The organism is Nonomuraea sp. CX421 (assembly GCF_059358955.1).
This window is the reverse complement of record NZ_JCADBK010000038.1, coordinates 1-16,851: the sequence shown is the minus strand read 5'-3', so window position 1 is coordinate 16,851 and position 16,851 is coordinate 1. Positions and strand designations below refer to the sequence as shown.

The 16,851-nt window shown below is 69.1% G+C and carries 21 protein-coding genes and 1 tRNA gene; 19 read left to right on the top strand and 3 right to left on the bottom strand.

Going from position 1 to position 16,851, the window contains the following annotated elements; translation table 11 throughout:
• Positions 1–5: 5 nt before the first annotated feature.
• Both AC5L3X_RS37445 and AC5L3X_RS37440 read left to right on the top strand, forming a co-directional pair.
• Positions 6–890: a carbohydrate ABC transporter permease gene (locus AC5L3X_RS37445; protein WP_494863422.1), complete on the top strand. Its 885-nt coding sequence runs from the start codon at positions 6–8 to the stop codon at positions 888–890.
• On the top strand, positions 890–1,774 hold the full coding sequence (locus tag AC5L3X_RS37440; RefSeq protein ID WP_494863480.1) for a carbohydrate ABC transporter permease: 885 nt from the start codon (positions 890–892) through the stop codon (positions 1,772–1,774). Before AC5L3X_RS37445 ends, AC5L3X_RS37440 begins: the two co-directional genes overlap by 1 nt.
• An 18-nt stretch (positions 1,775–1,792) precedes the next feature.
• Here AC5L3X_RS37440 and AC5L3X_RS37435 read toward each other — a convergent pair whose 3' ends face one another.
• Entirely contained in the window at positions 1,793–2,527 is a 735-nt protein-coding gene (locus tag AC5L3X_RS37435; RefSeq protein WP_189124294.1) for a class I SAM-dependent methyltransferase, read from the bottom strand.
• Positions 2,528–2,651: 124 nt separating this feature from the next.
• Here AC5L3X_RS37435 and AC5L3X_RS37430 point away from each other — a divergent pair, with 124 nt between their 5' ends.
• A complete protein-coding gene (locus AC5L3X_RS37430; RefSeq protein WP_189124293.1) occupies positions 2,652–3,191 on the top strand; it encodes an RNA polymerase sigma factor in 540 nt (179 codons plus the stop codon).
• Entirely contained in the window at positions 3,178–4,056 is an 879-nt protein-coding gene (locus AC5L3X_RS37425) for a hypothetical protein (protein WP_494863419.1), read from the top strand. The genes AC5L3X_RS37430 and AC5L3X_RS37425 overlap by 14 nt, the downstream gene beginning before the upstream one ends.
• 9 nt (positions 4,057–4,065) lie before the next feature.
• Here AC5L3X_RS37425 and AC5L3X_RS37420 read toward each other — a convergent pair whose 3' ends face one another.
• Entirely contained in the window at positions 4,066–5,115 is a 1,050-nt protein-coding gene (locus tag AC5L3X_RS37420; protein ID WP_494863418.1) for an adenosine deaminase, read from the bottom strand.
• A gap of 69 nt (positions 5,116–5,184) precedes the next feature.
• Between AC5L3X_RS37420 and AC5L3X_RS37415 the strand changes: the two genes are divergently transcribed.
• Genes AC5L3X_RS37415 through AC5L3X_RS37400 form a run of 4 tightly spaced genes read left to right on the top strand, consistent with a single transcriptional unit; the run spans position 5,185 to position 7,787 of the window.
• Positions 5,185–5,685, top strand: coding sequence for a SigE family RNA polymerase sigma factor (locus tag AC5L3X_RS37415; RefSeq protein WP_494863416.1), 501 nt, complete (start codon positions 5,185–5,187; stop codon positions 5,683–5,685).
• The gene (locus tag AC5L3X_RS37410; RefSeq protein WP_494863415.1) at positions 5,682–6,578 is read left to right on the top strand and encodes a PASTA domain-containing protein; all 897 of its coding nucleotides are present in this window, start codon (positions 5,682–5,684) and stop codon (positions 6,576–6,578) included. The genes AC5L3X_RS37415 and AC5L3X_RS37410 overlap by 4 nt, the downstream gene beginning before the upstream one ends.
• Positions 6,579–6,620: 42 nt before the next feature.
• Complete coding sequence (locus AC5L3X_RS37405) at positions 6,621–7,244, top strand: hypothetical protein (RefSeq protein WP_494863414.1); 624 nt, start codon at positions 6,621–6,623, stop codon at positions 7,242–7,244.
• A gap of 42 nt (positions 7,245–7,286) precedes the next feature.
• Positions 7,287–7,787: a hypothetical protein gene (locus tag AC5L3X_RS37400; protein WP_494863413.1), complete on the top strand. Its 501-nt coding sequence runs from the start codon at positions 7,287–7,289 to the stop codon at positions 7,785–7,787.
• Between the two features lie 4 nt (positions 7,788–7,791).
• Here the strand turns inward: AC5L3X_RS37400 and AC5L3X_RS37395 are convergent, their stop codons facing one another.
• Positions 7,792–9,000, bottom strand: a complete 1,209-nt coding sequence (locus AC5L3X_RS37395) for a pyridoxal phosphate-dependent aminotransferase (RefSeq protein ID WP_494863411.1) — start codon at positions 8,998–9,000, stop codon at positions 7,792–7,794.
• A gap of 169 nt (positions 9,001–9,169) precedes the next feature.
• Here AC5L3X_RS37395 and AC5L3X_RS37390 point away from each other — a divergent pair.
• From AC5L3X_RS37390 to AC5L3X_RS37340, 11 genes are all read left to right on the top strand, one after another.
• Positions 9,170–9,242: transfer RNA gene (locus AC5L3X_RS37390), tRNA-Trp, on the top strand.
• Between the two features lie 77 nt (positions 9,243–9,319).
• The gene (gene secE, locus AC5L3X_RS37385; protein WP_189124285.1) at positions 9,320–9,565 is read left to right on the top strand and encodes a preprotein translocase subunit SecE; all 246 of its coding nucleotides are present in this window, start codon (positions 9,320–9,322) and stop codon (positions 9,563–9,565) included.
• Between the two features lie 64 nt (positions 9,566–9,629).
• Positions 9,630–10,388 carry a transcription termination/antitermination protein NusG gene (gene nusG, locus AC5L3X_RS37380; RefSeq protein WP_189124284.1) on the top strand — a complete coding sequence of 253 codons (759 nt, stop codon included), beginning with the start codon at positions 9,630–9,632 and terminating at the stop codon, positions 10,386–10,388.
• A gap of 135 nt (positions 10,389–10,523) precedes the next feature.
• Positions 10,524–10,955 (top strand): 50S ribosomal protein L11, encoded by a 432-nt coding sequence (gene rplK, locus AC5L3X_RS37375; RefSeq protein WP_189124283.1) that lies wholly within the window; start codon positions 10,524–10,526, stop codon positions 10,953–10,955.
• 56 nt (positions 10,956–11,011) lie between these two features.
• Positions 11,012–11,731, top strand: a complete 720-nt coding sequence (gene rplA / locus AC5L3X_RS37370) for a 50S ribosomal protein L1 (RefSeq protein ID WP_189124282.1) — start codon at positions 11,012–11,014, stop codon at positions 11,729–11,731.
• A 158-nt stretch (positions 11,732–11,889) separates the two neighbouring features.
• The gene (locus AC5L3X_RS37365) at positions 11,890–12,717 is read left to right on the top strand and encodes an SCO4651 family lipoprotein (RefSeq protein ID WP_494863409.1); all 828 of its coding nucleotides are present in this window, start codon (positions 11,890–11,892) and stop codon (positions 12,715–12,717) included.
• A gap of 238 nt (positions 12,718–12,955) precedes the next feature.
• Positions 12,956–13,480: a 50S ribosomal protein L10 gene (rplJ, locus tag AC5L3X_RS37360; RefSeq protein ID WP_189124281.1), complete on the top strand. Its 525-nt coding sequence runs from the start codon at positions 12,956–12,958 to the stop codon at positions 13,478–13,480.
• A gap of 69 nt (positions 13,481–13,549) precedes the next feature.
• Complete coding sequence (gene rplL / locus AC5L3X_RS37355) at positions 13,550–13,942, top strand: 50S ribosomal protein L7/L12 (protein WP_189124280.1); 393 nt, start codon at positions 13,550–13,552, stop codon at positions 13,940–13,942.
• 249 nt (positions 13,943–14,191) lie between these two features.
• On the top strand, positions 14,192–15,193 hold the full coding sequence (locus AC5L3X_RS37350; protein ID WP_494863407.1) for an ABC transporter ATP-binding protein: 1,002 nt from the start codon (positions 14,192–14,194) through the stop codon (positions 15,191–15,193).
• 92 nt (positions 15,194–15,285) lie between these two features.
• Entirely contained in the window at positions 15,286–15,786 is a 501-nt protein-coding gene (locus tag AC5L3X_RS37345; protein WP_189124278.1) for an Rv1363c family protein, read from the top strand.
• On the top strand, positions 15,783–16,277 hold the full coding sequence (locus tag AC5L3X_RS37340) for an Rv1363c family protein (RefSeq protein ID WP_494863405.1): 495 nt from the start codon (positions 15,783–15,785) through the stop codon (positions 16,275–16,277). Before AC5L3X_RS37345 ends, AC5L3X_RS37340 begins: the two co-directional genes overlap by 4 nt.
• The last annotated feature ends 574 nt before the right edge of the window (positions 16,278–16,851 follow it).

The following is a 16,851-nucleotide window of genomic DNA, read 5'->3' as shown; positions in this document are numbered from 1 at the left end:
TCCGCATGAGAAGGTTGCGCCCCCTGGAGCCCCTCGTCTGGGTGGGGCCCGCCATCGTGCTGATCGCGGTGGTGGTGCTCTGGCCGGTCGTCGAGATGATCAGGTCGTCGTTCCTGAAGATCAGCCGGTTCGGCGTGGTGCAGGGCTCCAACGGCCTGGCCAACTACGAGAAGCTGTTCGGCGAGAAGGACTTCGCGGACATCATGCTCCGCAGCGTGATCTGGGTGGTGGCCGTCGTCGTCCTCACCGTGCTGATCTCGCTGGCCCTCGCCCAGCTGTTCAACCAAAGCTTCCCCGGCCGCAAGTTCGCCCGCTGGGCGCTGATCGCGCCGTGGGCCGCCTCGGTGCTGATGACGGCGATCATCTTCAAGTGGATGCTCGACCCCGAAGTCGGGGTGATCAACCAGATCCGGCTCAAGCTCGGGCTCATCGACGCGCTCGGCGGGGCCTCGGCCGACCAGCTGGGCGACGCCTCCACCGCGATGCCGTGGCTGGTGTTCGTCGCGGTGTTCGTGTCGGTGCCGTTCACCACGTACGCGCTGCTGGCCGGGCTGGCCACGATCCCGGCCGACGTCTACGAGGCGGCCAAGATGGACGGCGCCTCCCGGATCCGCACGTACTGGTCGATCACGCTGCCGCTGCTGCGCCCGGCGCTCACCGTGGCCGCGCTGATCAACGTGATGAACGTCTTCAACAGCTTCCCGATCATCTGGGCGATGACGCACGGCCAGCCCGGCTACTCGACGGCCACCTCGACGATCTTCATGTTCATCCTCAAGAGCTCCGACATCGGCGAGTCCGCCGCCATGTCGGTCGTGAACTTCGGCATGGTGATCATCCTGACCGTCATCTTCCTCAAGGTGTCCCGCTGGAACAAGGAGGTGGCGTGATGGCCGTCAAGACCGCCTCCCGCCCGGCCGCGCACCACCACGCCCGGCTCCGGCCCCCGCCCGCCCGGCGGCTGCCCAGGGTCAGGACCGTGCTCGTCGCGGGCCTGGCGTACGTCGTCGCGTTCATCTTCCTGTTCCCGTACCTGGTGATGCTGCTCACCTCGCTGCGGCCACAGGACTCACTGCGCGACGCCACGCTCCTCCCGTCGGAGTGGGAGTGGTCCAACCTCGCCAACTTCTGGAGCAGCGGCCTGGCCGGCAACCTCGTCGTCACGCTCCAGGTGGCGGCCGGGTCGACGATCCTGGTGCTGCTCGTCGCGCTGCCGGCGGCGTACTACTCGGCCCGGCACAACTTCAGGGGGCGTACGGCCTTCCTGATCCTGGTGCTGATCACCCAGATGTTCCAGCCGACGGCCATGCTCGTCGGCATCTACCGGGAGTTCTTCCAGTTCGGGCTGGTGGACTCGATCTGGTCGCTGATCCTGGTCAACGGCGGGTTCAACCTGGCGTTCGCGGTGTGGATCCTCAACGCGTACTTCTCGTCGATCCCGCGTGAGCTGGAGGAGGCCGCGTTCATCGACGGCAACGGGAGGTTCGGGGCGTTGTTCCGGATCACGCTGCCGCTCGCCATGCCCGGCGTGATCACCGCGCTGATCTTCACGTTCATCGCCGCCTGGAACGAGTTCGTGGTGGCCCTGACCCTGACCACCACTCCCGCCAACCAGCCGCTGACCGTGGCGCTCAACTCGTTCATCGGGCAGTACCAGGTCGACTGGCAGAACCTGTTCGCCGGCTCGGTGATCGCCACCATCCCGGTGATCATCCTCTTCGCCCTGATCGAGCGGAAGGTCGTCGGCGGCCTGACCGCCGGCTCCATCAAGTGACCGGCAGGCCCCGGGTGCTCAGGAGGGCACCCGGGCCACGCAGAAGACCGTCTGGCCGAACGGCGGCCGGATGAACCGCTCGATCAGCCGGGTCGCGGGCACCACCGTGCGGTCGTAGATCTTGACCAGGCGCGGGTCGGGATAGCCGACCCCGCCGCGCCGCACCGCGGCCCACCAGGCGATGCCGCCCAGGAAGTTGATCGGCTTGAGCACGTCGACGTCGAGGCCCGCCCTGGCGACCGTCGCGGAGAGGGTCTTGGGGGTGTAGCGCTGGACGTGGCCGACCTTGCGGTCGAAGTCTCCGTAGAGCTGCATGTAGCCGGGCACCCAGATGATGATGCGCCCGCCCGGCTGGGTGACGCGGGCCAGCGAGCGCAGCGCCTCGGCGTCGTCCTCGATGTGCTCCAGGACGTTCATCATCACGACCGTGTCGACCTTGTCCTCAAGGGGGATGTCGGTCGGCAGGCCGAACTGCAGCACGTCGATGTCGTCGCGCCCGGCGAACCGCTGCCGGAGCTGCTCGACGCAGTAGGGGTCGAAGTCGGACACCACGAGCCGGTCGAGCCGCGGCAGGAACTGCTCGGCGAAGTGGCCCAGCCCCGAGCCGATCTCCAGCATCGAACGGCCGACATGCGGGGCGACCATGTCGAACTCGTACTGCCGGTAGTTCTTCGCCTCGTCCCCGCCGAGGTGGTTCTCCAGGGCCTCGTCACCGGCCGCCGGTTGCACTACGCGGTCATACCCAGAAGACATAGTCCCGTTCCTTCGAGGGCTCGTGAATCTGCCAGAGTCTAGTGCCCGGCGCGGCTTCGGGCTCACCTGATCGACTCGACGCCCTTCCCATGGTGGCCTGTTCTGGGATGGAATCTGACTCGCCATGGACGACGACGAGGCGATCGGCCGCTCACTCGCCGGTGACCTGAGCGCCTACGAGGCGCTGGTCACCCGCTACAGCGCGCTCGCCCACCGTACGGCCGCCCTGCTGGGAGCGGGGGACGAGGCGGAGGACGTGGTGCAGGAGGCGTTCGTCAAGGCGTTCAGGCACCTGTCGTCGTTCCGCCGCGACGCGCCGTTCCGGCCGTGGCTGCTGCGCATCGTGGCCAACGAGACCCACAACCTCAACCGTTCGCGCGGGCGCAGGTCCGAGCTGACCGCGCGCCTCGGCGCCACGGCCGAGGTCGCGGCCCCGGACGACCCGGCGGGCACCGCGGTGGCCACCGACCGCCGCGCCCGCCTCCTGGACGCGGTGCGCCGGCTGCCCGAACGGGAACGCCAGGCCGTGGTCTGCCGGTACTTCTTACAGCTGTCCGAAGCGGAGACCGCCCAGGTGCTCGACTGGCCCCTGGGCACCGTCAAGTCCAGCACCCATCGCGGTCTGGCCCGGCTCAGAGAGGGGGTGGGCGGTGAGCTCGCATGAGTCGTTCGACGACCTCGAAGCCCGGCTTCTCGACCTGGGCGCCTCACTCGACGTCCCCGCGCCGCCGCCCGCCGACGTGGCCGCCGCGGTCCGCGCCCGCCTCGCCACCGGCGCCACCCCGGAGAGCGCCTCCGGGACCGCTCCCGAGACGCCCGCTCCCGAGACGCCCGCTCCCGAGACGCCCGCTCCCGAGACGCCCGCTCCCGAGACGCCCGCTCCCGAGACACCCGCGCCCAAACCCGCTCGTGAACCTGCCCGGAAGCGGCGGCCGGCTCGGCCCGGCGTCCGGCGCAGGAGGTGGACGGTCGTCGTGGCCGTGGTGCTCGCCGTCGTCGCCGTCACGGCCGCCACCCCCCAGGGGCGGGCGGCGGTCGCCGCGATCCTCAGGTACGCCGGCATCGAGCTGCGCCTGGGCGAGACCCCGGCACCGGTGATCACCCCCACCACGCTGCCGGGGGAGCGCGAGGTCGAGCCGGGCAGGCTGGGCTCCCTGGTCGCCTTCACCGTCAGGACCCCGGCCGCCCTGGGCCCGCCCACCGCGGCCACGGTCGGCGACGACGGGCGGGTGGCGTCGATGTTCTGGCCGGACGGCATCCGGCTCGACCAGTTCGACGGCACCATGGAGCCCTTCTTCTTCAAGCGGCTGGGCCCGCCCCACCCGCAGGACGTGCCGCTCGGCACCACCACGGCCTGGTGGATCGGCGGCAGCCACCCGCTCGGCTACATCGAGCGCGAGGACGGCACCTCGGTCCCGCTGCGTCAGGCGGCCCCCACCCTCATCTGGCAGTCGGGCGCCGTCGGTTACCGCCTGGAAGGCGCCGGGACCAAGGAACGAGCCGCTGAGATCGCCGCCTCACTCCGCTGACGAGCCGCCTCACTCGGGTGACGACTCGGCTGACGACTCCGGTGGGGGAGTCATCAGCCAGTCGTCGATCTCCTTCATCAGCTCCTTGCGCAGCGCCTCCGGCGCGGACGACGACCTGATCGACTGCCGCGCCAGCTCGGCGATCTCGCCGTCGCGGAAGGCGTACACGTCGCGTGCCAGCTCGTACTGCCGCAACAGCCGCGAACCGAACAGCAGCGGGTCGTCGGAGCCCAGCGCGATCGGCACCCCCGAGTCGAACAGCCGCCGCACCGGCACGTCGGCGGCCCGCTCGGCCACCCCGAGCCCGACGTTGGAGGTGGGGCAGACCTCGCAGCAGATCTGCCGGTCGGCCAGCCGCTCCATCAGCCGCTGGTCCTCGGCCGCCCGGATCCCGTGGCCCACGCGGTCGGCCTCCAGGTCGTCGACGCACTGCGCGATGCTGCGCGGCCCGAGCAACTCGCCCCCGTGCGGCACGGCCAGCAGCCCCGCCCGCTTGGCGATCCTGAACGCCCGGTCGAAGTCGCGCGCCTGCCCCCGCCGCTCGTCGTTGGACAGCCCGAACCCGACGACGCCCTTGCCGGCGTACTGGGCGGCCAGCCGGGCCAGCGTGTTGGCGTCGAGCGGATGCCTGGTCCGGTTGGCCGCGACGACCACGGCCACCCCGATGCCCGCCCGCTCGGCCGCCCTGGCCGCCGCGTCCAGCACCAGCTCCAGCGTGGCCGTCAGCCCGCCGAAGCGTTGCGCGTAGCCCGAGGGATCGACCTGGATCTCCAGCCACCTCGACCCGGCGGTCGCCTCGTCCTCGGCCGTCTCCAGGAGCAGCCGGTAGACGTGCTCGGGCTTGGCCAGCACCGACCGGGCGATGTCGTACAGCCGCTGGAACCTGAACCAGCCCCGCTCGTCGGTGGCCCGCAACCGGGGCGGCCAGTCCTGTTCGAGCGCGTCGGGCAGGTGCAGCCCCTGCTCCCTGGCCAGCTCGATCAACGTCGAGTGCCGCATGGACCCGGTGAAGTGCAGGTGCAGATGTGCCTTGGGCAGCTTGTCTAGCGGACGTGGCATTTCCATATCCTGCCACTCAACCCGGGGGAGGATTCGTGCGTTGGGGAGGGCGAAAGGGGACCCTTGCCTATGACGGACGAAGACGAAGCGGCATTCGACGAGTTCCTCGCCGCGCGGAGCACCTCGCTCCTGCGCACGGCGATCCTGGTCTGCGGTGCGACCAGGCATGACGCCGAGGATCTCGTCCAGCACGCGCTGGAGAAGACCTACCGGCACTGGTCCCGGATCCGGCGCGACAACCCCGAGGCGTACGCCCGCAGGATCGTGGTGAACGCGGCCATCAGCAGGGCGCGCCGGAACCGGGTGATCCGGGAGATCACGTTCGCCCGGCCACCCGACACCCCCGCGAACTCTCCCGACCTCGACCTGCGTGACGCGCTCATCGAGGAGCTGCGCAGGCTGCCACCGAAGATGCGAGCCGTGCTCGTCCTGCGCTACTGGGAGGACCAGTCGGAGGCGTCGACCGCCGCCCAGCTGGGGTGCTCGGTCGGCACCGTGAAGTCCCAGGCCGCGCGTGGCCTGGCCCGGATCCGCGAACGCATGGACATCACAGAAGGAGCATTGCGATGAAGGCAGAGGAGGCGCTCGCGCAGGCCATGGCCGACCACGTCGCCGACGTGCAGGCCTCTCCCACGCTGGGCGGGGCCGTGCGCCGCGGCCACCGCGCGCACGTGGTCAGATTCCGTACGGCCGGCGCCGCGCTCGCCACCGCCGCCGTCGCCGTGGCGGTCCCGCTGGTGCTGACCACCGGCCAGCCGGCGGCGCGGCCCGCCACCGCGCCGCTCACCACGGGCGAGAACCGGGCGGTGGTCGCGCCGGTGAAGGTGCCGTCAGTCGTGGGCATGGACGTCGCCGACGCGGTCAGGACCCTGAGGGACGCCGGGCTGGTGGTGAACGACCCCGAGACGGAGACAGCCAAGGGGAACGTGAGCCGGCAGGACCCGGCCCCGGAGACCGAAGTGGGCAAGGGAGAGGTGGTCATGCTGACCGTCGAGCCGCCCAGCTCGATGCCACAGGACCTGGGCGACCTGGGCGACGGACGGACGTTCGGCGGCATCCACCTCGGCTACCTGCCCGAGGGCCTGGCCTGGAGCAGGTGGTCGGGCAAGGACGGGTTCGGGAAGAAGAGCTACACCACCTCGTTCGCCCCGGGCGGTGACGAGAAGGACGGTTACGGCATCCAGGTCGTGGTGTTCGAGGGCCAGGCGGCCCGCTCCGTCCGGCAGCGGCTCAGCACCTTCCCCGGCCGCGTGGACATCGGCGGCGAGAAGGGTTACCTGACGAACGTCACCGAGGGCGGCAAGCCCGTGCCGGAGGCCGCCGACGACACGACGCTCACGATCGGCTGGGTGCCGCGCGCGGGGCTGGCCGTCGAGGTGTACATGAGCCCGATGTACGCCGGAACGGTCGACGGACCCGCCGAACTGAGGAAGGTCGCCGAAGGGATCGAACTGCGCGAGTAAACTCCTGGGGCAGTTGATGTCAAGCCGGGGGATCGGTCGTCCATGACGCCTGAGGGGCCGAGGAGTGATGAGTGGCGGCGGGCCGCCCTCGCGTCCGGCGCCTTCGGCGTCACCGCCCTGATCATCTACGGGCTGTTCTCCTCGGGGTTCGGGCGGCCCACGCCGACGGTCGCGGCGTCGCCCACGCCCGTACCGGCCGTCGAGCCGGTTCCGGCGGCGACCGGCGGTCCCGGCAGGGCCGCGGTGGGGCGGCCCGGCGGCGTCGCCGCCCCGAAGGCCACGCTCGCGGTGGTCGCCGGTGACTTCTGGCTCACCTATCTGCCCGCCGGTCTGCGGCGTACGGGCGGGGGAGCGATCCCGCCCGGCCCAGGCGTCGAAGGCGCCTGGGCCAGGTTCGGCTCCGCCGGCAGGTACGTCGAGGCGCAGGTCGAGCGCGGTACGGTGGCAGCGGACTGGGAGTCCTACCGCGAGCGGGTCTCCCTGGCGGACGCCAGGGGCACCACGATCCGCGGCCGCCCTGCCATGGTCGGCCGGCCCCCGAGCGGTGGCCGGATGATCGTCTGGCTGGAGCGGGTCGGCACCGGAGCGTGGATCCGGGTGAGCGAATCACTCGGCAGGGAGCTTCTCCCTCTTGCCGCCTCGGTGCGGGCTCCTGTAGGAGACTAAGGCTTTTCCCTGGTCACCCACTCGTATAGCCAAGGGGGGCTGATGCGGCGCCTGGCACCGGTCGTTCTCGTGCTGGCACTGTCCGGATGCGGCGCGCCGGCGGCCGAGCCCAGCCTCGCCCGCTCCAGCCCCGTCCCGGCACCCGCCGCCGAGGAGGGGCCCGCCCTGACCTGCGGGTCCGGGCCCTTGACGATCACTTACCTGCCCGAAGGGCTGACCCGGGGCCGGGGGTTCGCGCAGATCAGTTCGCTCACCGAACGACTCAAGGTGCGGGGAGCGTCCTGGCGTGGCGGCGGCGAGGAGCTGCGCGTCGGCGTCGTGTGCGGGGTGCGCTCGGCCGAGAGGTTCGCCTCGCTGGTCACCCGCTCCGCCCTCACCGCCCACCTGGGCAAGCCCGCGCTGCGCTGGCACACGCGCGGCGACGTGCGCAACTACATGTGGCTCGAACGGCCCGGCACCGCCGTCTACGTCTCGGTCACACCAGGGCTCGCCCGCGAGCTGGACCGCGTCGCCGCGGGGGTCGCCCCCAAGGAGGACTCCTGAGCGGTCAGCGCGCCTCGGCGAGCAGCTTGGCCAGCCGGCTGACGCCCTCGACCAGGTCGTCGTCGCCCAGCGCGTAGGACAGGCGGAAGTAGCCGGGAGTGCCGAACGCCTCGCCCGGGACGACCGCGACCTCGGCCTCCTCCAGGATCAGCTCGGCCAGCTCCGCCGACGATCGCGGACGCCTGCCGCGCAGCTCCTTGCCGATGAGCTCCTTGACCGACGGGTAGGCGTAGAACGCGCCCTTCGGCTCGGGGCAGAACACGCCCGAGATCTCGTTGAGCATGCGCACCATCGTCTGGCGGCGCCGGTCGAACGCCTCGCGCATCCGCTCCACGGCCGACAGGTCACCCGAGACGGCGGCCAGCGCGGCCATCTGGGACACGTTCGCGACGTTGGAGGTGGCGTGCGACTGCAGGTTGGTCGCCGCCTTGACGACGTCGGGCGGGCCGATCAGCCAGCCGACACGCCAGCCCGTCATCGCGTAGGTCTTGGCCACTCCGTTGAGGATGACGACCCGGTCGCCCAACTCGGGAACGACCGTGGCGATGCTGGTGAACTCGGTGTCGCCGTACACGAGATGCTCGTAGATCTCGTCGGTGACGACCCAGAGGCCGTGCTCTGCCGCCCAGCGGCCGATCGCCGCGGTCTGCTCGGGCGAGTAGACGGCGCCGGTCGGGTTGGACGGCGAGACGAACAACAGCACCTTGGTACGCGCGGTGCGCGCCGCCTCCAGCTGCTCGACGCTCGCGAGGTAGCCGGTCGTCTCGTCGGTGACGACGTCGACCTGGACGCCCCCGGCCAGCTTGACCGCCTCAGGGTAGGTCGTCCAGTAGGGCGCCACGACCAGGACCTCGTCACCCGGGTCGAGCAGCGTGGCGAACGCCTCGTAGACGGCCTGCTTGCCGCCGTTGGTGATCAGCACCTGGGACGGCTCGACCCGGTAGCCGGAGTCGCGCAGCGTCTTGGCGGCCACCGCCTGCCTGAGCTCGGGCAGCCCGCCGGCCGGGGTGTACTTGTGGAAACGGGGCTCGCGCGCCGCCGCCACCGCCGCCTCGACGATGTAGCCGGGTGTCGGAAAGTCGGGCTCGCCCGCCCCGAAACCGATGACCGGGCGGCCCGCCGCCTTCATCGCCTTGGCCTTGGCGTCCACGGCGAGCGTGGCGGACTCGGAAATCGCGGAGATCCGTGTGGAGACACGGGGTCGAGTGGACATGTCTCCATGCTCCCACGCGGCCCTCATGAGCGGCATGACCTGCGCGATCGGTTCTGGTTCGACGGAACGGCCTTTACCCCGATACACTTTGGCCTGGTCGTGCCGCCGCATGTCGACGTGCGGTTCGGTCCAGGCAGTGAGCCGATCAGGGTAATGTGGTTGGCGACATAGGGCACTGGCGCAATTGGTAGCGCACCGGTCTCCAAAACCGGCGGTTGGGGGTTCGAGTCCCTCGTGCCCTGCGAGTGCGGTCCGCGCAATGAAGGCGTGTAAGCGCGCCGCAACCTGCGTTGGATACCGACAGATTCAGGTGAGGACTGTGGCGATCGACACGCGCGGCGAGACCGCAGACAAGCCTAGTGGCGAGAAGAAGACTCGCACGACCCCTGCCCTTTTCTACCGGCAGGTCGTCAACGAGCTCCGCAAGGTCATCTGGCCGACACGCAAGGATCTCATCACCTATACCACGGTCGTTCTGATATTCGTTCTGATCATGGTTGCCATCGTGTACGGACTCGACAGCGCTCTCGGGTGGGCCGTGCTCCGCATCTTCGGCGGGGCCTGACCTGACGCCGCCGGAGACACCTGACGGAGTCGCCGTTCGATTCGACGAAAGAGGAAGAGTCACCGTGTCCGAGTCTTCAGTGCCGGCGGAGGAGCCCCGCGACAAGTGGGGCGACGAGTCGGAAGAGGCCGTCGAGGCCACTGAGGAGACCGTCGACGCCGAGGTCGCGGAGAGCGACGAGGCCACCGACGAGGCTCCCGCCGTCGACGAAGACGGTGACGTCCTGCCCGACGTCGACCCGATCGAAGAGTTCAAGCGTTCCCTGCGCGGCCAGCCCGGCGAGTGGTACGTGATCCACTCCTACGCCGGCTACGAGAACCGCGTGAAGTCCAACATCGAGAGCCGCAACGTGTCGCTCAACATGGAGGACTACATCTACCAGGTCGAGGTGCCGACGCACACCGTCCAGGAGTTCAAGAGCGGCAAGAAGGTGCCGGTCAAGGAGCGTGTGCTGCCCGGCTATGTGCTGGTGCGCATGGAGCTGACCGACGAGTCGTGGGCCGCGGTGCGCAACACGCCCGGTGTGACCGGCTTCGTGGGCCTGTCCAACAAGCCGAGCCCGCTCAGCATCGACGAGGTCGCCAAGCTGCTCGCCCCAGAGCCCTCCGAGGAGAGCAAGAAGGCCGCGGCCAAGACCGCCACCGGCCCCACGGTCGAGTTCGAGATCGGCGAGTCGGTCACGGTCATGGACGGCCCGTTCGCCACGCTGCCCGCCTCAGTGAGCGAGATCAGCCCCGAGTCGCAGAAGCTCAAGGTGCTCGTCTCGATCTTCGGCCGCGAGACCCCGGTGGAGCTGTCGTTCAACCAGGTCTCAAAGATCTAAGACGATCACATACACTAGTTAGTCGTCCTCACGCCCGTGGGAGTGAGCCGAGTTCGGCGTCGCCAACGTCCGGCTCCCGGCCTCACTCCACGCCTGTGGGGGTTTCATGTAATCCAGGACCCGGAGAGTTCAGCCATGCCTCCAAAGAAGAAAGTGGCGGCCCTGGTCAAGGTCCAGCTTCCCGCTGGCCAGGCCACGCCCGCTCCGCCTGTCGGCACCGCCCTCGGTCCGCACGGCGTCAACATCATGGACTTCGTCAAGCAGTACAACGCTGCGACGGAGGCCCAGCGGGGCAACATCATCCCCGTTGAGATCACCATCTTCGAAGACCGTAGCTTCACCTTCGTCACGAAGACGCCGCCGGCGCCCGAGCTGATCAAGAAGGCACTGGGCATCGACAAGGGCAGCGCGGTCCCGCACAAGGACAAGGTCGGCAAGCTCAGCCGCGAGCAGCTTCGCAGCATCGCCGAGACCAAGATGCCCGACCTCAACGCCAACGACGTCGAGGCCGCCGAGAAGATCATCGCCGGCACCGCCCGGTCGATGGGCATCACCGTCGCCGACTGAGACTTTTTCGACCCGTGGGAGGGCCGGCACGGCCCGCGCACCACTAGGAGACAGACATGCAGCGCAGCAAGGCGCACAAGGACGCCGCGGCGAAGATCGACCGCGACAAGCTCTACTCACCCGCCGAGGCGGCGAAGCTCGCCAAGGAGACCTCGGCCACCAAGTTCGACGCCACCGTTGAGGTGGCGCTGCGACTGGGTGTCGACCCTCGCAAGGCCGACCAGATCGTGCGCGGCACGGTCAACCTTCCGCACGGCACCGGCAAGACCGCCCGGGTCCTGGTCTTCGCGACCGGTGACCGTGCCGAGGCGGCCCGCGAGGCGGGCGCCGACATCGTCGGCGCCGACGAGCTGATCGACGAGATCGCCAAGGGCAACCGCCTGGGCGAGTTCGACGCGGTCGTGGCCACGCCCGACCTCATGGGCAAGGTCGGCCGTCTTGGCCGGGTCCTCGGCCCCCGCGGTCTCATGCCCAACCCCAAGACCGGCACCGTGACGCCTGACGTCGCCAAGGCCGTGACCGAGATCAAGGGCGGAAAGATCGAGTTCCGCACCGACCGGCAGGCCAACCTGCACTTCATCATCGGCAAGACGTCGTTCGGTGACCGCCAGCTCATCGAGAACTACGCCGCCGCCCTCGACGAGGTGCTCAGGCTCAAGCCGTCGGCCGCCAAGGGCCGCTACGTCAAGAAGGTCACCTTCTCGACGACCATGGGCCCCGGCGTCCCGGTCGACCCCAACGCCACCCGCGGCCTCACCGCCGACCTGGAGGCGTGAGCGGGTCAACGCGCTCCCCTGAACGGCCTCCGCCCGATCGTCCGGGCGGGGGCCGTTCGCGTTCCCCGGCATCCCGGCGGTCCGGGATGACCCTGGGTTTTCCCCGAGATCTTGCGGGAAGTCGCCATGTTCCGAGCGCCTACACGTAGGGTCAAAACATGCTGAAGCGCAGGATTAATCTCGCCACCGCCGCGGCCGGCGCCGCACTGGTCGCGGTCGCCGTAGCCGGTTGCGGGTCGAACGCGCAACCTATCCAGGTCAACCTGGCCGCCTCCGAGGTGCTCGCGCAGGCCGCGCAGAAGACCGCGGAGGTCACCAGCTACACCGTCGACGCCGTCGTCGAAACGGCGCATCCCCAGGAGAGCAAGGGCAAGGTCCAGGGCCGGATGCTCTACCAGAGCAAGCCGCAGCTCGCCGCCGACCTCACCCTCGACACCCTCGACATGGGCGGCAAGGGCCTGCCCGGCGGCGTGCGCGCCGTCCTGCAGGGCGACGTCGTCTACGTCAAGGTCGAGGCCCTCAAGGAGCTCGTCGGCGCGACCAAGCCGTGGATCAAGGTGTCGCTCTCCGAGATGGGCGGCTCCGGTGAGGTGAAGCAGTACCTCGACCAGATCCAGCAGTTCGACCTGGCCAGCGTCACCAAGATGGTCACGGCGTCGAAGGACGTGAAGTCCGTCGGCACCGAGAGCGTCGACGGCGCCGACACCACCCACTACAGCGGCACGTTCCCCGTGGACGTGGCGGTCCAGCAGCTCCCCGCCGACCAGCGGGAGCAGGCGAGCCGCAACCTCGCGGAGCTCAAGGACGTCAAGTTCGACATCTGGGTCGACGGTGACGGCCTGCCCCGCAAGCTCGCGCTGAGCGGCGCCAAGGAGGGCGCCACGCTCAACGCCACCCTGTTCTTCAAGGGCTTCAACGAGCCGGTGAAGATCGAGGCTCCGCCTGCCGACCAGGTCGGTGAGCTGCCGAAGGGCACCACCAACTGAGAACGATTTGGAAACTCGGCGACCAGGCCGTAGTCTGGTCGATGCCAAAGACCGTCGGTCGTCGTCAGGTGCCTCATGACCTGGCGACCGAAGGATCCGCTTTCTGCGGACGGCCCACGCAGGTGTGAATACGAGTTTCCCGCATGGTGATCCATGCGTACGAGCCCCGTGTGCGCCCTGCGCCCGGGGCTGTTCTCATTCTCGGGACTTCGCCGGCGGCACATCTGGAAGGAGGCCCATGGCGAGGGCGGATAAGGCGACAGCGGTTGCCGAGCTCAAGAACGAGTTCGAAGGCAGCGCTGCCGCCGTTCTGACCGAGTACCGCGGTCTCACCGTCGCCCAGCTCAAGCAGCTGCGCGTCTCTCTCGGTGAGAATGCGAAGTTCGCCGTGGCGAAGAACACCCTGACCAAGATCGCGGCCAATGAGGCGGGTATGTCGGGTCTCGACGACCTGCTCACCGGTCCCACCGCGATCGCCTTCGTCAACGGCGACGTTGTCGAGGCGGCCAAGGGTCTGCGTGACTTCGCCAAGGCCAATCCCCTTCTGGTGATCAAGGGCGGCGTCCTCGACGGCAAGAAGCTGGACGCAGCCGAGATCACCAAGCTCGCCGACCTCGAGTCCCGCGAGGTCCTCCTCGCGAAGCTTGCTGGCGCGATCAAGGCGAAGCAGAGCGCTGCTGCCGCGATGTTCGCCGCATTGCCCACCAACATGGCTCAGCTGGCCGACGCCCTTCGCGCCAAGCGCGAAGAGGCGGGCGAGTAACACGGGGATTGCCGCAGATTCCGCGGTCCCGTTCCTAAATTTCGCAAGTCCCATACGGAGGAAATCATCATGGCGAAGCTCAGCACCGACGAGCTGCTCGACGCGTTCAAGGAGATGACCCTCCTTGAGCTCTCCGAGTTCGTGAAGCAGTTCGAGGAGGTCTTCGACGTCAAGGCCGCCGCCCCCGTCGCGGTCGCCGCCGCCGCCCCGGCCGCTGCCGGTGGCGAGGCCGCCGCCGCCGAGGAGCAGGACGAGTTCGACGTCATCCTCGAGGCCGCCGGCGACAAGAAGATCCAGGTCATCAAGGAGATCCGCGCCCTCACGTCCCTCGGTCTCAAGGAGGCCAAGGACCTGGTGGACGGCGCTCCGAAGAACGTCTTCGACGGCAAGGTCAACAAGGAGCAGGCGGAGAAGGCCAAGGCCGCTCTTGAGGGCGCCGGCGCGACCGTCACCGTCAAGTAACACCTCTCGCGGCGCCGTTTCCCGGCGCTCACCGAGATCGTTTCATCCAGGAGGGGCGGTCACACCCAGGTGCCGGGTGTGCCGCCCCTTTTGCGTGCCCGGATTTCCGCGGGCCGTTCAATGCCCGTTCGGGCCGGCCCTGAGACGCCTGATAACCACCCAGCAACAAGTTATTAGAATAGGTTCCAATTTCCTCGAACGTCGCTAGCGTGATGGCAACCTGTATCCCCCGCGACGGGAAGGTGACCGGTGGGCGTCGAAGTAGTGGTCGACGGGCTGACCAAGTCGTTCGGACGGCAGGTCATCTGGGAGGACGTCTCGCTCACCCTGCCCGCGGGTGAGATCTCGGTGCTGCTGGGCCCGTCCGGCACGGGCAAGTCGGTCTTTCTGAAGACGCTGGTCGGGCTGCTCAGGCCGGACCGCGGGCACATCTGGATCGACGGCCACGACCTGGCCAACTGCAACGAGAACAAGCTCTACGAGCTGCGCCGGCTGTTCGGCGTGCTGTTCCAGGACGGCGCCCTGTTCGGCTCGCTGAGCCTGTACGACAACGTCGCCTTCCCGCTGCGCGAGCACACCAAGAGGTCCGAGTCCCAGATCCGTCAGATCGTGATGGAGAAGATGGAGCTCGTCGGCCTGGTCGGGGCCGAGGGCAAGCTGCCCGGCGAGATCTCCGGCGGGATGCGCAAGCGGGCCGGTCTGGCCAGGGCGCTGGTGCTCGACCCGGAGATCATCCTGTTCGACGAGCCGGATTCAGGGCTCGATCCGGTGCGCACCGCGTACCTGAACCAGCTCATCGTCGACCTCAACGCCGAGACCGAGGCGACGTTCCTGATCGTCACGCACGACATCAACACCGCGCGCACGGTCCCCGACGACATCGGGCTGCTGTTCAGACGCGAGCTGGTCATGTTCGGGCCGCGCGAGATGCTGCTGTCCAGCGACGAGCCGGTGGTGCGGCAGTTCCTGAACGCCCGCAAGCACGGGCCCATCGGCATGTCGGAGGAGAAGGACATCTCCGAGCTGGAGGCGGAGGCGCAGCAGGGCCATGACCCGGGCACGCTGCCGCCGATCCCGCCGCAGCTGATGCCGAGCGGCAACCGGCTGCGCCGCACCCAGCGTCCGCCGGGCACCTGGCTGGCCGCCAACGGGGTGATCCCGCCCCAGGGCTCGTTCGTGGACGACCGCGGTCGCAACTGGCTGGAGGAGTATCCCCGCCTGATCAATGCTCACCTCAACGGCGTCAGGTAGCCGCCGCCTCTCTTACCACCTCGGCAGAATGCCGGTCTGGGGGCGGCTCGCGCGTTATGATCCCGGCGACCGGCCGGAAGGGGTGAGCAAACGTGACAGACGTCCCCGCTCGGCCGGCTCGGGTGCTCGTCGCCGTGCTGACCGTGCTCGCGGTGCTGCTGGTGGGGGCGGGTGTGTGGCTCGGCGCGCAGGCGCGCGACGAGCAGGCGAGGGCGGACGACCGGCGGGCCGTCCTCGACGCGGCGGGCACCCACGCGGTCAACCTGCTCTCACTGAACTACAAGACCATCGACACCGACGTACGACGCATTCTGGCCACCTCGACCGGCGGAGCCCGCGATGAGTACGAGAGCAACCTCCAGCGCCTGAAGAGCACCACGGTCGCCAACAAGGTGACGCAGAACGGCGTGTTGCGTGCGACCGGTCTGGTCTCGCTGTCGGAGGGCAGCGCCAGGGTGCTGGTCGTGGCCGACGTGGACATCCGGTGGGAGGGGTCCAGGACACCCCCGCAGGACCGGTTCTACCGGTGGTCGATGGAGCTGACCAAGGTCGGCGGCGTCTGGCTGGTGTCGAAGGCGGTGCAAGTGCCGTGAGGGCGGTCACGATCGCGCTGATGGCCGTCGTCACGGTTCTGGGCGTGGTGGTGGGGATGATGTGGTTCGACCTGAAGGCCATGCGCGACGCCGACGCCGCGGGGGTGGAGGCGCTGGCCGCGGCCCGCTCGATGGCGCCCGACCTGCTCTCGTACGACTTCCGGACGATCGAGCAGGATTTGGCCCGGGCGGCCGGGCACACCACGGGCCCGCTGACCGCCCAGTACAGAGAGCTCGTCGCGACCCTGGGGAGCAAGGCCAGGGCACAGAAGACGGTGCAGACGGCGGCCGTCATCGCGGCGGCCGTGGAGCGGGCCGAAGCCGACCGGGCGGAGATTCTGCTCTTCGTGAACACGGGCACCGTCAAGGAGGTCCCGGGCAAGGCGGAGCCCCAGCGGCAGATCAGTCAGAACCGAGCCAGGTTCGTCATGGTCCGGCAGGAGGCCCGCTGGCTCGTGGCCGACCTGTCGACGCTGATCGGCACCGCATGAGGGCCTCGGGCGTGCCGCGTCCTCCAATTGTTACCAAAAAACGAGTTTGGTGAACGCCATGCAAGGGGTACCTGAGTCACGACCACACCGGTTGTCGGCATGGGTTCGACCCTCGGTGTGACGGAGCGTTAGCCGTCCCCGTTCGCGGGTATCGTCTTGGGCCTGACGGTAGGCGCCCGGTCACACAGGGGAGAAAACCCAGCGTCCGGGCCCATAGTCGGCGAAAAGTACGGCTAGCGGGCTTGACGTATCCGCTCGAACGGGCGATGCTGCGACCAACGTGAAGCATGCAGCGAGAGCGAAGTGGACAGGCGTGTGCCGTTCGGCTACACTGCCCCTTTGCGCTGCCCTTTGACGACCCGCTCCGCTTGCTCACGTTGCGAGGTTGTCTGGCGTGCGTGTAGTCAGTCCGCCGCGAGCCCTCGGAAGGACATCTGTTGGCAGCCTCGCGCAACGCCTCCGCCGTACCCGCCGGTCCCCGTCGCGTCTCTTTTTCGCGCATCCAGGAGCCCCTCGAAGTTCCTGACCTTCTCGCCCTGCAGACCGAGTCCTTCGACTGGCTGCTCGGCAACGA

Excerpts from the sequence above, each read along its gene's own strand:
- rplA (WP_189124282.1), top strand. The coding sequence starts at position 11,012 with ATGCAGCGCAGCAAGGCGCACAAGGACGCCGCGGCGAAGATCGACCGC.
- AC5L3X_RS37415 (WP_494863416.1), top strand. The coding sequence starts at position 5,185 with ATGACGGACGAAGACGAAGCGGCATTCGACGAGTTCCTCGCCGCGCGG.
- rplJ (WP_189124281.1), top strand. The coding sequence starts at position 12,956 with ATGGCGAGGGCGGATAAGGCGACAGCGGTTGCCGAGCTCAAGAACGAG.
- AC5L3X_RS37440 (WP_494863480.1), top strand. The coding sequence starts at position 890 with ATGGCCGTCAAGACCGCCTCCCGCCCGGCCGCGCACCACCACGCCCGG.
- AC5L3X_RS37395 (WP_494863411.1), bottom strand. The coding sequence starts at position 9,000 with ATGTCCACTCGACCCCGTGTCTCCACACGGATCTCCGCGATTTCCGAG.
- rplK (WP_189124283.1), top strand. The coding sequence starts at position 10,524 with ATGCCTCCAAAGAAGAAAGTGGCGGCCCTGGTCAAGGTCCAGCTTCCC.
- AC5L3X_RS37405 (WP_494863414.1), top strand. The coding sequence starts at position 6,621 with ATGACGCCTGAGGGGCCGAGGAGTGATGAGTGGCGGCGGGCCGCCCTC.
- AC5L3X_RS37410 (WP_494863415.1), top strand. The coding sequence starts at position 5,682 with ATGAAGGCAGAGGAGGCGCTCGCGCAGGCCATGGCCGACCACGTCGCC.
- rplL (WP_189124280.1), top strand. The coding sequence starts at position 13,550 with ATGGCGAAGCTCAGCACCGACGAGCTGCTCGACGCGTTCAAGGAGATG.
- AC5L3X_RS37445 (WP_494863422.1), top strand. The coding sequence starts at position 6 with ATGAGAAGGTTGCGCCCCCTGGAGCCCCTCGTCTGGGTGGGGCCCGCC.
- AC5L3X_RS37365 (WP_494863409.1), top strand. The coding sequence starts at position 11,890 with ATGCTGAAGCGCAGGATTAATCTCGCCACCGCCGCGGCCGGCGCCGCA.
- AC5L3X_RS37430 (WP_189124293.1), top strand. The coding sequence starts at position 2,652 with ATGGACGACGACGAGGCGATCGGCCGCTCACTCGCCGGTGACCTGAGC.
- AC5L3X_RS37400 (WP_494863413.1), top strand. The coding sequence starts at position 7,287 with ATGCGGCGCCTGGCACCGGTCGTTCTCGTGCTGGCACTGTCCGGATGC.
- AC5L3X_RS37420 (WP_494863418.1), bottom strand. The coding sequence starts at position 5,115 with ATGCCACGTCCGCTAGACAAGCTGCCCAAGGCACATCTGCACCTGCAC.
- AC5L3X_RS37435 (WP_189124294.1), bottom strand. The coding sequence starts at position 2,527 with ATGTCTTCTGGGTATGACCGCGTAGTGCAACCGGCGGCCGGTGACGAG.